The sequence below is a fragment of the Embleya sp. L77 genome (assembly GCF_055557415.1).
On sequence record NZ_CM145709.1, the window covers coordinates 4,881,220 to 4,895,183 of the forward strand.

7 protein-coding genes are annotated in these 13,964 nt (G+C 70.8%); all 7 read left to right on the plus strand.

From position 1 onward, the window contains the following. Nucleotides 1-58: 58 nt before the first annotated feature. The 7 genes from ACZOOI_RS20935 (at nucleotide 59) to ACZOOI_RS20965 (ending at nucleotide 13,907) form a co-directional block, all read left to right on the plus strand. Entirely contained in the window at nucleotides 59-5,749 is a 5,691-nt protein-coding gene (locus ACZOOI_RS20935) for a HAMP domain-containing protein (protein WP_465277273.1), read from the plus strand. A 374-nt stretch (nucleotides 5,750-6,123) separates the two neighbouring features. Continuing rightward, nucleotides 6,124-6,816, plus strand: a complete 693-nt coding sequence (locus ACZOOI_RS20940; protein WP_465277274.1) for a response regulator — start codon at nucleotides 6,124-6,126, stop codon at nucleotides 6,814-6,816. Between the two features lie 167 nt (nucleotides 6,817-6,983). Further along, the gene (locus ACZOOI_RS20945) at nucleotides 6,984-9,488 is read left to right on the plus strand and encodes a DNA translocase FtsK (RefSeq protein WP_465277275.1); all 2,505 of its coding nucleotides are present in this window, start codon (nucleotides 6,984-6,986) and stop codon (nucleotides 9,486-9,488) included. Nucleotides 9,489-9,545: 57 nt separating this feature from the next. Continuing rightward, nucleotides 9,546-10,340 carry a helix-turn-helix domain-containing protein gene (locus ACZOOI_RS20950; protein ID WP_465277276.1) on the plus strand — a complete coding sequence of 265 codons (795 nt, stop codon included), beginning with the start codon at nucleotides 9,546-9,548 and terminating at the stop codon, nucleotides 10,338-10,340. 81 nt (nucleotides 10,341-10,421) lie between these two features. Beyond that, a complete protein-coding gene (gene rimO, locus ACZOOI_RS20955) occupies nucleotides 10,422-11,921 on the plus strand; it encodes a 30S ribosomal protein S12 methylthiotransferase RimO (RefSeq protein WP_465277277.1) in 1,500 nt (499 codons plus the stop codon). Further along, nucleotides 11,918-12,592 (plus strand): CDP-diacylglycerol--glycerol-3-phosphate 3-phosphatidyltransferase, encoded by a 675-nt coding sequence (pgsA, locus tag ACZOOI_RS20960; protein ID WP_391582744.1) that lies wholly within the window; start codon nucleotides 11,918-11,920, stop codon nucleotides 12,590-12,592. Before rimO ends, pgsA begins: the two co-directional genes overlap by 4 nt. Before the next feature lie 37 nt (nucleotides 12,593-12,629). Next, complete coding sequence (locus ACZOOI_RS20965; RefSeq protein WP_465277278.1) at nucleotides 12,630-13,907, plus strand: CinA family nicotinamide mononucleotide deamidase-related protein; 1,278 nt, start codon at nucleotides 12,630-12,632, stop codon at nucleotides 13,905-13,907. Nucleotides 13,908-13,964 lie beyond the last annotated feature (57 nt).

The window sequence follows — 13,964 nt, forward strand, 5'->3', positions numbered from 1 at the left end:
GCAAGCGACCGGGCGCACGAGCGGTCGCGGCGAATCGGTCCGGCGGAGGAAATGCGAGATGGCGAAGGCTTCCCCAGGGCAGGCACGGACGACGGCCGCCCGGAGCCGGCACGACGAGCAGGATCTGCGTCGGCTGCTGGCCGCGCTGACCGGTGTGCGTGACGGCAACTTCCGCAAGCGCCTGACGGTCTCCGGCGACGGGATCATGTCCGAGATCGCCGTCGCGTTCAACGACATGGTCGAGCGCAACCAGCACCTCGCCGGTGAGTTGGCCCGGGTCCGCCGGGTGGTCGGTCGGGAGGGCAAGCTCACCGAGCGGCTCGATCCGGGACCGGGCGAGGGCGCCTGGGCGACCAGCATCGACGCGGCCAACGCACTCGTGGAGGACCTGGTCCGGCCGACCGTCGAGGTCGGCCGGGTGTTGGCCGCGGTCGCCGAGGGCGATCTGTCCCAGCGGATGGACCTGCGGATCGCCGAGCAGCCGCTTCGCGGCGAGTTCCTGCGGATGGGCCGTACCGCCAACGGCCTGGTGGACCAGCTCAGCGCGTTCGCCGACGAGGTCACCCGAGTGGCCCGCGAGGTGGGCACCGAGGGCAAGCTGGGCGGCCAGGCCCGGGTGCGCGGGGTGTCCGGCAGTTGGAAGGACCTCACCGACTCGGTCAACACGATGGCCAGTCGGTTGACCCTCCAGGTGCGTGACATCGCGCTGGTGACCACCGCGGTGGCCAAGGGCGACCTGTCCCGCACGGTCACCGTCGAGGTGGCCGGCGAGATGCTGGAGCTGAAGGAGACCGTCAACACGATGGTCGACCAGCTCTCCGGCTTCGCCCAGGAGGTCACCCGGGTGGCCCGGGAGGTCGGCACCGAGGGCCGCCTCGGCGGGCAGGCCCGGGTGGAGGGCGTCTCGGGCACCTGGAAGGACCTCACCGACTCGGTCAACATCATGGCGGGCAACCTGACCGCCCAGGTCCGCGACATCGCGCAGGTGACCAAGGCGGTCGCCTACGGCGACCTGTCGCAGACCATCACCGTGTCCGCGCGCGGCGAGATGGCCCAGCTCGCCGAGACGATCAACGCGATGACCGGCACGCTGCGCACGTTCGCCTCCGAGGTGACCCGGGTCGCCCGCGAGGTCGGCTTCGAGGGCCGGCTCGGCGGCCAGGCCCAGGTACCCGGCGGCGCGGGCATCTGGAAGGACCTGACCGACTCGGTCAACACCGCCTTCTTCAACCTCACCGCGCAGGTCCGCGACATCGCCGGGGTGACCACGGCGGTGGCCCAGGGCGACCTGTCGCAGAAGATCACCGTGGACGTCTCCGGCGAGATGCTGGAGCTCAAGAACACCGTCAACACCATGGTCGGCCAGCTGAGCGCGTTCGCCTCGGAGGTGACCCGGGTGGCCCGCGAGGTGGGCAGCGAGGGCATCCTCGGCGGTCAGGCGCAGGTGTCCGGGGTGGCCGGCACCTGGAAGGACCTGACCGACTCGGTCAACGTGATGGCCGGCAACCTGACCGGCCAGGTGCGCAACATCGCCCAGGTCTCCACCGCGGTCGCCCGGGGCGACCTGTCGCAGAAGATCACGGTCGACGTCTCCGGCGAGATGCTGGAGCTCAAGAACACCGTCAACACGATGGTGGACCAGCTGTCCGCGTTCGCCTCGGAGGTCACCCGCGTCGCCCGCGAGGTCGGCGGTGAGGGGCGCCTGGGCGGTCAGGCCCGGGTCGTCCCGGGCGTCGCCGGCGTCTGGCTCGACCTGACCGACTCGGTGAATTTCATGGCGGGCAACCTGACCGCCCAGGTCCGCAACATCGCCGAGGTGACCACGGCGGTCGCGCGCGGCGACCTGTCCAAGAAGATCGACGTCGACGCCCGAGGCGAGATCCTCGAGGTCAAGAACACCGTCAACACGATGGTCGACCAGCTCTCCGCGTTCGCCGACGAGGTGACCCGGGTGGCCCGCGAGGTGGGCACCGAGGGCCGACTCGGCGGCCAGGCGCAGGTGTTGGGCGTGGCCGGCGTCTGGCGCGACCTCACCTACTCGGTGAACTCGATGGCCGGAAACCTCACCGAACAGGTGCGCAGTCTGGGTCAGGTCACCACGGCGGTGGCCCGCGGCGACCTGTCGCAGAAGATCACCGTCGACGCACGCGGCGAGATCCTCGAACTCAAGAACACCGTGAACACGATGGTCGACCAGCTCTCCGGCTTCGCCGACGAGGTGACCCGCGTCGCGCGCGAGGTGGGCACCGAGGGCCGACTCGGCGGCCAGGCCGACGTCAAGGGCGTCTCGGGCACCTGGAAGGACCTGACCGAGTCGGTCAACGTGATGGCCGGCAACCTGACCGGCCAGGTGCGCAGCATCGCCGACGTGACCACGGCCGTGGCCACCGGCGACCTGTCCAAGAAGATCACCGTGGACGCGCGCGGCGAGATCCTGGAGCTGAAGGAGACCGTCAACACGATGGTCGACCAGCTCTCCGCGTTCGCCGACGAGGTGACCCGGGTGGCCCGCGAGGTGGGCACCGAGGGCCGACTCGGCGGCCAGGCGCGGGTGCGCGGGGTGTCCGGCATCTGGAAGGACCTGACCGACAACGTCAACGTCATGGCCAACAACCTGACGTCCCAGGTCCGCAACATCGCCCAGGTGGCCACGGCGGTGGCCGACGGCGACCTGTCGCAGAAGAGCACGGTCGAGGCCAAGGGCGAGATGGCCGGTCTCGCGGGCACGATCAACACGATGGTGGACACGCTCCGGGCGTTCGCCGACGAGGTCACCCGCGTCGCGCGCGAGGTGGGCACCGAGGGCATCCTGGGCGGCCAGGCGCACGTCCCCGGCGTCTCGGGCACCTGGAAGGACCTGACCGACAACGTCAACTCGATGGCGGACAACCTCACCGGCCAGGTCCGCAACATCGCCAAGGTGACCACCGCGATCGCGGGCGGCGACCTGTCGCAGAAGATCGACGTGGACGCGCGCGGCGAGATGCTCGAACTCAAGACCACGATCAACACGATGGTCGACCAGTTGTCCGCGTTCGCCGGCGAGGTCACCCGGGTGGCCCGCGAGGTGGGCACCGAGGGCATGCTCGGCGGCCAGGCCGAGGTCGAGGGCGTCTCCGGTACCTGGAAGCAACTCACCGAGAACGTCAACGAGTTGGCCGGCAACCTGACCCGCCAGGTGCGGGCCATCGCCGAGGTGGCAACCGCGGTGACCCGCGGCGACCTGTCCCTGCAGATCGCGGTCGACGCGTCCGGAGAGCTCGACGAGCTCAAGGACAACATCAACCAGATGATCTACAACCTGCGCGAGACCACCAGGGCCAACCGCGAACAGGACTGGCTCAAGACCAACCTGGCCCGGATTTCCGGTCTCATGCAGGGCCGCCGCGACCTGATGGCGGTCGCCGCACTGATCATGAGCGAGCTCACCCCGGTCGTGGACGCCCAGCACGGCGCGTTCTTCCTGGCCGAGCTGACCCAGGAGGACGTGGTCGAGCTGCGGCTGATCGCCTCCTACGGCTACCAGGACGGCGGCGGTGTGCCCACCCGCTTCCGGCTCGGCCAGTCGCTGGTCGGCCAGGCCGCGTTGGAGAAGCGCTCGATCCTGATCCTGGACGCGCCGCCCGGCTACATCAAGATCGCCTCCGGCCTGGGCGAGGCGGCCCCGGCGAATGTGATCGTGCTGCCCGTGCTGTTCGAGGACCAGTTGCTCGGCGTGCTCGAACTCGCCTCGTTCCGCCCGTTCACCAAGGTGCACCGCAACTTCCTGGAGCAGCTCAACGAGCAGATCGGCGTCACGGTCAACACGATCATGGCGAACTCGCGCACCGAGATGTTGCTGGCCGAATCGCAGCGGCTGACCGAGGAACTCCAGGAACGCTCCGAGGAGCTACAGCGCCAGCAGGGCGAACTGCGGCACTCCAACGCCGAGTTGGAGGACAAGGCGGCGCTGCTCGCCCGGCAGAACCGGGACATCGAGATCAAGAACCGGGAGATCGAACAGGCCCGCCAGGCGCTCGAGGAGCGCGCCGAGCAGCTTGCGCTGTCCTCCAAGTACAAGTCCGAGTTCCTCGCCAACATGTCGCACGAGTTGCGCACGCCGCTGAACAGCCTGCTGATCCTGGCCAAGCTGCTCGCGGACAACGTCGAGGGCAACCTGACCCGCAAGCAGGTCGAGTTCGCCGAGACCATCCACGGCGCCGGATCCGATCTGCTGCAACTGATCAACGACATCCTGGACCTGTCCAAGGTGCAGGCCGGAAAGATGGACGTGCGGCCCGCGCGGATCGCGCTGGCCCAGTTGATGGACTACGTCGAGGCGACCATCCGGCCGCTGACCTCGGAGAAGAACCTCGACTTCACGGTGCACGTCTCGCCCGCGGTGCCCGGCATCCTGTTCACCGACGAGCAGCGCCTGCAGCAGGTGTTGCGCAACCTGCTCTCGAACGCGGTCAAGTTCACCGACTCCGGCTCGGTCGAGGTGTTGATCACACTCACCGACGACATCCCGCTGACCAACACCGAGTTGGACAACGCCGAGCACGCCGTGGCGTTTTCGGTGATCGACACCGGCATCGGCATCGCGGTGGACAAGCTCAAGGTGATCTTCGAGGCCTTCCAGCAGGCCGACGGCACCACCAGCCGCCGCTACGGCGGAACCGGACTGGGGCTGTCGATCAGCCGGGAGATCGCCTGGCTGCTCGGCGGCGAGATCCACGCCGAGAGCATGCCGGGCCGGGGCAGCACGTTCACCCTCTACCTCCCGCTGGACAGCGTCCTGGTCCCCGGCGACGAGGTCGGCCCGGACCGGCAGAACGAACTGGCCCCGACGCCGTACCGAACCGCACTGCCCCCCGCGGCGCCGTCCACCCCGCTGCTCAGCGACGCTCCCGACCTCCTCACGGACGGCGAACCGGCGGCCGACGACACGGGCGAGCGGGTGCCGCGCCGGGTGCTGGTGGTGGAGACGCCGCAGTCCGACGGCGCCCCGCTGGCCACGGCGCTGGCCGCGATGGACGGGGCGATCGAGTTGAGCACCGCCACGGACGAGGGCGAGGCGGTCCGGCTGCTCGTCGAGGCGCCGCCCGCGTGCCTGGTGGTGGACCTGCGGCTGGCCGACGAGGGCGCCTGGCAGGTGCTGGACGCGGTCGCCTCCCGGACGGAGTTGCAGAACCTGCCGGTGGTGGTGCACGTCCCGCACCGGCCGACCCGCTCCGAGTCGGGCCGGCTGCGCGGCTACCGGCGCCGGATCGTGCTGCTCCAGCGGGTCTCCACCCCGGACGCGCTGACTCGCGCGGTCGTGGCCGCCACCGGTCCGGGCCGCGGCGAGCACGCGGCCCCGGCCAAGCCGGTGGTCGAGCCGTTCGAGGGCACGTTCGAGGGCGAGCGGGTGCTGATCGTCGACGACGACGTGCGCAACGTGTTCGCCCTGACCAGCGTGCTGGAGCAGTACGGGCTGAGCGTGCTGTACGCGGAGAACGGCCGCGAGGGCATCGAGGTGCTCCAGGCGCACGACGACATCGCGATCGTGCTGATGGACGTGATGATGCCCGAGATGGACGGCTATGCCACGACCTCGGCGATTCGCCGGATGCCGCAGTACGCGGGTCTTCCGATCATCGCGCTGACCGCGAAGGCGATGAAGGGGGATCAGGAGAAGAGCATCGACTCCGGGGCTTCCGACTACGTCGCCAAGCCGGTCGATACGCGGCACTTGTTGGGACTCATCCGGACCTGGCTCGACCACTAGTTCGCTTCCGGGGCTGCGGGCAGCCCATGATGGAACCCGAACGGACCGAGCGACGTTGAAGGGGCGGAGGGGTCGATGCGGTGTTGTCGCGACCGTGGGTCGAGGCGTGGTGACACCATGCGGTCGTCTGTTTCGGAATACCTGCCGAGTCGATCGCCTGGCCACTACCATGACCGGGACGAGCACCACCCGGAACGTGTGCTCGACCGGCGTGGCGTGCGCCGGGGCGATCTCGGCCGAGGCTGTGTCGAGCGAAACCGTGTCGATCGAGGCTGTGTCATTCAGGGCCGCGTAAACCGAAATCATGCACAAGGACGAGTGGAGCCGACCGATACGCGGGGTCACCCACCGTGTCGGATCGAAGAGGGTGGGCCATGACGGAGAAGGCCAAGATCCTCCTGGTCGATGACCGTCAGGAGAATCTGCTCGCCCTGGAGGCGATCCTGTCCGCGCTGGACCAGACCCTGGTTCGGGCGCACTCGGGCGAGGAAGCCCTCAAGGCGCTGCTCACGGACGAGTTCGCGGTGATTCTGCTCGACGTCCAGATGCCCGGCATGGACGGTTTCGAGACAGCCGCGCACATCAAGCGCCGGGAGAAGACCCGGGACATCCCGATCATCTTCCTGACCGCGATCAACCACGGTCCGCACCACACCTTCCGCGGCTACGCGGCCGGTGCCGTCGACTACATCTCCAAGCCGTTCGACCCGTGGGTGCTGCGGGCCAAGGTCTCCGTGTTCGTGGACCTGTACAAGAAGAACTGCCAACTGCGCGAACAGGCCACGCTGCTGCGCGGGCGACTCGAAGGGGTCGCCGGCGCGGATCGGGCCGGGACGGACGTGATCGCGGAGCTGTCCTCGCGGCTGGCCTCGGTCGAGGAGCAGGCCGACGGCATGGCCAAACAGGTCGAGTCGACCGACGATCCGATCCTGGCCGCCTCGGCGGGCCAACTGCGCCGCCGATTGGCCCGGATGCGCGCCGCGCTCGACGCCCTCGCCCCGGCCGCGGCCGGCCACGGCGGCCCGCCGCTGGTGCCCGCGCCGGACACCGGCGAGGCAGACGACTGACCCTTCGGCTTCGCACGTCGGCCGGCCCGGACCGGGACCCGGCCGACGTGCGCCGAGCAGCGCCCGGAGCCGCCGGGATCACCCCGACGGACCAGCGCGGGTCCGACACGCGCGCCCCCGGAGCCGGGACACACGAGGTGGGAAGGGTCCACCGGTAACCTCGGAACATGGCCACACGTGCGTCCGGCGGCGGAGCGCAACCGCGCACGGCCGCAAAGAAGAAGGCTGTTGCAAAGAAGCCCGCTCCACCTCCGCCGCCCCCGCCGAAACTGCTCGGCGGACTGCCCGCGCTGCTCGGGCGGGGGCTCAAGCGGTTGTGGCTGGGGCTCGCCCACGCGTTCGGCTCGGCCGCACGCGGCATCGGCTCCGGTGCGCGCGGCCTCGACCCCGCACACCGCCGCGACGGCCTGGGTCTGGCCCTGCTCGGCCTGGCCATAGTGATCGCCGCAGGCGCCTGGGGCACCATCGACGGCGCGGTCGGCGAAGCGGTCAACGCGGTGGTCGCGGGCCTGGTCGGCCGGCTCGACCTGCTGGTGCCGTTCCTGGTCGGCGCGCTGGGCGTGCGGGTGATGCGCCATCCCGACCAGAAGGACGCCACCGGGCGGATCATGATCGGCTGCACGGCGCTGGTGTGCGGCGTGCTCGGCCTGATCCACGTCGGCTGCGGGACCCCGCAACCGGGCGACGGCGCGGACGCGATGCGCGACGCCGGCGGCCTGGTCGGCTGGGCCTTCGCGACGCCGCCCGTGCACCTGGTCACCCGATGGGTCGCGGTGCCGCTGCTGGTGCTGGTGCTGGTGTTCGGTCTGCTCGTGGTAACCGCGACACCGATCAACACGGCGCCCGAGCGGCTCGCGGTCTTCCTCGGCTTCATCGAGGGGCCGGAGCCCGAGTTCGTGGACGAGGACGACCACCCGAGCGGCTTCGCCGGTTTCGACGAGGACGAGGAGCCGCCCGCACCGGTCCGCCGGACCCGGCCGCGCCGCCGGCCGAGCCCCGCCGCGAGCGGCCATCCGGACGCCGTCGACGTGGCCGCGGCTGCCGCCGCGGCGTTGGACGCGAACGACGCGGGCCTGGTGGTACCGCCGGCGCGCTCGCGCAAGGCGGCCGCCGCCCGGGTGGTGACCGACCTGCGGGCCCGGGCCGCCGATGCGCCCGCGCACACCCCCGCGCCGCCGCGCAGCGAGCAGTTGAAGCTGTCCGGCGACATCACCTACCACCTGCCCGGCCCCTCGCTGCTCAAGAAGGGTCCGCCGGCCAAGGCCCGCAGCAAGGCCAACGACGACGTGGTCGCCGCACTGTCCAAGGTGTTCGAACAGTTCAACGTGGACGCGCAGGTCACCGGTTTCTCCCGGGGCCCGACGGTGACCCGCTACGTGATCGAGTTGGGTCCGGCGGTCAAGGTCGAGCGGATCACCGCACTGGCCAAGAACATCGCGTACGCGGTGGCCAGTGCGGACGTGCGGATCATCAGCCCGATCCCGGGCAAGTCCGCGGTCGGCATCGAGATCCCCAACACCGACCGCGAGATGGTCAGCCTCGGCGACATCCTGGCCTCGGAGACCGCGGCCGGCGACGCGCACCCGATGATCGCCGCGCTCGGCAAGGACGTCGAGGGCAACGACGTGGTGGCCAACCTGGCCAAGATGCCGCACCTGCTGGTCGCGGGCGCCACCGGTGCGGGCAAGTCGAGCTGCATCAACGGGCTGATCACCTCGATCATGATGCGGGCCACGCCCGAGGAGGTGCGGATGGTGCTGGTCGACCCCAAGCGGGTCGAACTGACCACCTACGAGGGCATCCCGCACCTGATCACGCCGATCATCACCAACCCGAAGAAGGCGGCCGAGGCGCTCCAGTGGGTCGTGCGCGAGATGGACATGCGCTACGACGACCTGGCCAACTTCGGCTTCCGGCACGTGGACGACTTCAACGTCGCGGTGCGTGCGGGCAAGCTCAAGATGCCGCCGGGCAGCGAGCGCGAGGCGCAGCCGTACCCGTATCTGCTGGTGATCGTGGACGAGTTGGCCGACCTGATGATGGTCGCCCCGCGCGACGTCGAGGACTCGATCGTGCGGATCACCCAGCTCGCCCGCGCGGCGGGCATCCACCTGGTGCTGGCCACCCAGCGGCCCAGCGTCGACGTGGTGACCGGGCTGATCAAGGCCAACGTGCCCTCCCGGCTCGCCTTCGCCACCTCCTCGCTCGCGGACAGCCGGGTGATCCTGGACCAGCCCGGCGCGGAGAAGCTGATCGGCAAGGGCGACGCGCTGTTCCTGCCGATGGGTGCGAGCAAGCCGATCCGGATGCAGGGCGCCTACGTCACCGAGGACGAGATCGAGGCGGTCGCCCGGCACTGCAAGGAGCAACTCCAGCCGGAGTACCGCGAGGAGGTCACCGCCGCGCCGGATCGCAAGAAGCAGGTGGACGAGGACGTCGGCGACGACCTCGACCTGCTCTGCCAGGCGGTCGAACTGGTGGTGTCCACCCAGTTCGGCTCGACCTCGATGCTCCAGCGCAAGCTGCGGGTCGGCTTCGCCAAGGCGGGCCGCTTGATGGACCTGATGGAGAGCCGGGACATCGTGGGACCGAGTGAGGGTTCCAAGGCGCGCGAAGTTTTGATCAAACCGGATGAAATCGAGCAGATTATGGCCACGCTGCGCGGTGAATGATCTGACTTAAGTGATGATTGGTGTCAGGCGTGATGAATGACTCATAAGGGGCGAATCGTGTCGATCGGTCAGAGCCTCGCCGAGGCGCGAGTGCGGTCCGGTCTCACTGTGGAACGGCTCAGTGAGGTCACCCGCATCCGACAGGTCATCATCGAGGGGGTCGAACACGACGACTTCGAACCCTGCGGCGGCGACTTCTACGCCCGCGGTCACATCCGCACCCTGGCCCGCGCGACGGGCCTGGATCCGGAGCCGCTGGTCGCCGAGTACGACCACACGGTCGGCGGGACCAGCACCCCCCGCCCGACCGAGATCTTCGACTCCCCGCGCAAGTCGATCGAGTACCGCAGGCCGAACTGGACCCTGGCCATGGGCGTCGCCGTGGTCATCGTGCTGATCTTCGCCTTCATCCAACTCGCCGGCGGACGCGCCGAGGACGACCAGAAGGAGACCGCGTCGCGGGTCACGCCGACCTCGGCCGCCCCCGCGGCACCGGCGCCGCCACCACCGCCGCCGCCGACGGTCGCGCCGGTGGCCAAGCCGCCCGAGTTCCCGGCCGAGGTGGTGGTCACGATCACCGCGGTGGACGGTCGCAGCTGGGTCCGCGCGTTCGACGCCAAGAACAAGCAGATCTTCGAGACGATCCTGGACAAGGGCGAAGCCAAGACGCTCACCGACCCCGAGCAGCTCATGGTTCAGATCGGCAACTCCGGCGCCACCCGGATGACCGTCAACGGCAAGGACATGGGCCCGGCGGGCGAGGAGGGCGCCGTCGTCAAGCACACTTTCGTGCCCGGCGACCCCGTCCCGCAGATGCGGGCGACCGCCTCGGCCACGCCTTCCACCCGCTGACCGACCATCGTGACCTCCCCGGAACCATCGGACGCTTCCCTGCGTCCGGCCCACGCCCGCGTCTGACGTAGGCTTTCCGGCATGTCCGCCCGCGATACCACCAGCCCCGCCGCCCCGGCCGAGAGCCCCTCCGCCCTGCGCACCGTCGCCCTGGTCACCCTCGGCTGCGCCCGCAACGAGGTGGACTCCGAGGAACTCGCCGGCCGGCTGGAGGCCGACGGCTGGTCCCTCGTCGAGGACGCCTCGGACGCCTCCGTCGTCATGGTCAACACCTGCGGTTTCGTCGAGTCCGCCAAGAAGGATTCGATCGACACCGTCCTGGAGGCCGCCGACCTCAAGGGCGACGGCCGCACCCAGGCGGTCGTGGCGGTCGGCTGCCTGGCCGAGCGCTACGGTGACCAGCTCGCGGGCGCCCTGCCCGAGGCGGACGCCGTGCTCGGCTTCGACGACTACGGCGACATCTCCGCCCGCCTGCGCTCGATCCTCGCGGGCGACGCGCACACCCCGCACGTCCCGCGCGACCGCCGTGCGCTGTTGCCGATCACCCCGGTCGAGCGCCAGGCCGCCGACGTCGCGGTGCCCGGCCACGGCGCGCCCGAGGACCTCCCGGAGGGCATCGCCCCCGCCTCCGGGCCGCGTGCGCTGCGCCGCCGGCTCGGTTCGGGCCCGGTCGCCTCGCTCAAGCTCGCCTCCGGCTGCGACCGCCGCTGCTCGTTCTGCGCCATCCCCTCCTTCCGCGGCTCCTTCCTCTCCCGCCGCCCCTCGGACGTGATCGCCGAGGCCCGCTGGCTGGCCGAGCAGGGCGTCCGCGAGATCGTCCTGGTCAGCGAGAACTCCACGTCGTACGGCAAGGACCTGGGCGATCTACGCCTCTTGGAGACGCTGCTGCCGGAACTGGCCGCCGTCGAGGGCATCGAGCGGGTCCGGGTCAACTACCTCCAGCCCGCCGAGATGCGGCCGACCCTGGTCGACGTGCTCACCGGCACGCCCGGCGTCGCGCCCTACTTCGACCTGTCCTTCCAGCACGCCTCCGAGCCGGTGCTGCGCCGGATGCGCCGGTTCGGCTCGCGCGAGGCGTTCACCGCGCTCCTGGACCAGGCCCGGGCCAAGGCGCCCGAGGCCGGCGCCCGCTCGAACTTCATCGTCGGCTTCCCCGGCGAGACCGAGGAGGACGTCGACGAGCTGGAGCGCTTCCTGATCGCCGCCCGACTGGACGCCATCGGTGTGTTCGGCTACTCGGACGAGGACGGCACCGAGGCGGCCGGCTACGCCGACAAGCTGGAGCCGGACGTGGTGGCCGCGCGCGTGGAGCGGATCTCCCGACTGGCCGAGGAACTGGTCGCGCAACGCGCCGAGGACCGGATCGGCACCGAGGTGGTCGTGCTGATCGAGGAAGTGGCCGAGGACGGCACCGCCGAGGGCCACGCACACCACCAGGCCCCCGAGACCGACGGCTCGACCACGGTGCTCGGCGAGGGCCTGCGGGTGGGCGATCTGGTCCGGGTCCGGGTCACCGACAGCGAGGGCGCGGACCTGCACGGAGAGGCGATCGACGTGATCGTGCCCGGGGGCGATCGGTGACGGCCGAACCGGCACCGCAGCGCCGGCGTCCGGCCGAGGCCGTTCGCGCCGCCGCCGCCAACCACCCGCCGAAGCCGGACCGCCTCGGCGACCCCACCGACTCGGTGAGCGCCTGGAACGCGGCCAACGCGCTGACCATGATGCGGGTGGCCCTGGTGCCGGTCTTCGTCGTCCTGCTGCTCCAGGACGGCGGCCACGACCCCGCCTGGCGGGCCTGGGCCTGGGCCGCGTTCACCGTCGCCAGCATCAGCGACCTCTTCGACGGCAAGCTGGCCCGGATGCACAACCTGGTCACCGACTTCGGCAAGCTCGTCGATCCGATCGCCGACAAGGCGCTGATGGGTGCCGCGCTGATCAGCCTGTCCGCGCTCGGCGACCTGCCGTGGTGGGTCACCCTCGTGGTGCTCGCCCGCGAGATCGGCATCACCCTGCTGCGCTTCTGGGTGATCCGCCACGGCGTGATCCCGGCCAGCCGGGGCGGCAAGGCGAAGACCATGCTCCAGGGCGTCGCGATCGGCATGTACACACTGGTCATGACCGGCCCGCTGGCCAGCACGCGGGCCTGGGTCATGGCGGCCGCGGTGATCATCACCGTGGTGACCGGCCTGGACTACATCGTCAAGGCCGTACGACTGCGACGCGGCACGCCGGTGCCCGCCGGACAGGTCTGACGTCGGGACGGATCCCGACCACGGGGGGAGAAGGGCCATGCGCGAATTGAAGGTCGAACTGGTCGCGGTGGGGGACGAGTTGCTCGTCGGCGACGTGGTGAACACCAATGCGGTCACCCTCGGCCGCCGGCTCACCGCGGCCGGACTGCGGGTCACCGGCGTCTCCACCGTGGGCGACGGCCTCGACGAGATGATCGACGTGCTCGGCCAGGCCGTGCGGCGCGCCGACGCGGTGATCGTCTCCGGCGGCCTCGGTCCCACCTCCGACGACCGCACCCGTGAGGCGATAGCGGCCGTGGCCGGAGTGGCGCTGCGCCGGGACCCGGCGATCGAAACCTGGCTGCGGCAGCGCTATCAGGGCCTGAACCGCACGCTGACCGCGCTCGGCCTCCAGCAGGCGGACGTGCCCGAGGGCGGCCGCTCGTTGCCCAACCCGAACGGCAGTGCCCCGGGCGTGGCGCTGCCGATCGGCGACGTGCAGGTCTACGCGGTGCCCGGCCCGCCGCACGAGATGATCGCGATGACCGAGGAGCAGGTACTGCCCGACCTGCTGCGCCGCGCGGGCGATCCGCCGATCCGGGCCCAGCGTCAACTGCTCACCGCGTCGATCGGCGAGGGCGTGATCGCCGGGATGCTGGAACCGCTGGAGAAGGAGCTCGCGGTCGCGGGCGCGGTCGAGGTGGCCTACCTCGCGACCGCGGGCCAGACCCGGGTCAAGCTCACCGCGACCGCCCCCGGCGGCGCCGAGGCGGTCGACGCCGCCGCGTTGCGGGCCCGGGAACTGCTCGGCGGCTGCGTCTACGGCGAGGCGGGCGACACGCCGGCCGGCGTCGTCCTGGCCCTGCTGCGCGAGCGCGACGCCACCGTCGCGGTCGCCGAATCGCTCACCGGCGGCCTGGTCGCCGCCGAACTGACCGCGGTGCCCGGTGCGTCCGCGAGTGTGCGCGGCTCGATCACCGCGTACGCCACCGATCTCAAGAACTCGGTGCTCGGCGTGGACGCCGACCTGCTCGCCGCGGAGGGCGCGGTTCACCCGGACGTGGCGGCCCGGATGGCCGAGGGTGTGCGGCGCATCATGTCGGGTACGTACGGGGTGGCCACGACGGGGGTCGCCGGTCCGGACCCCCAGGACGGCAAGCCCGTGGGCACGGTATACATCGCGGTGGCCGGCCCCGAGGGAACAACCGTGCTGTCGCTGCTGTTCTCGGGCAGTCGGAGCAGGATTCGGGAGATGACCACGGTCCGCGTACTGGACCTGCTCCGGTGCGTCTTGGCGGGGCTGCCGACCGAGCAGGACCCGGCGTGTACGGGGTGACCGGGAGCGCCCGCCGGCCGGGGAGACCACCGCGGTCGGGAATGCGCGGGACACGCG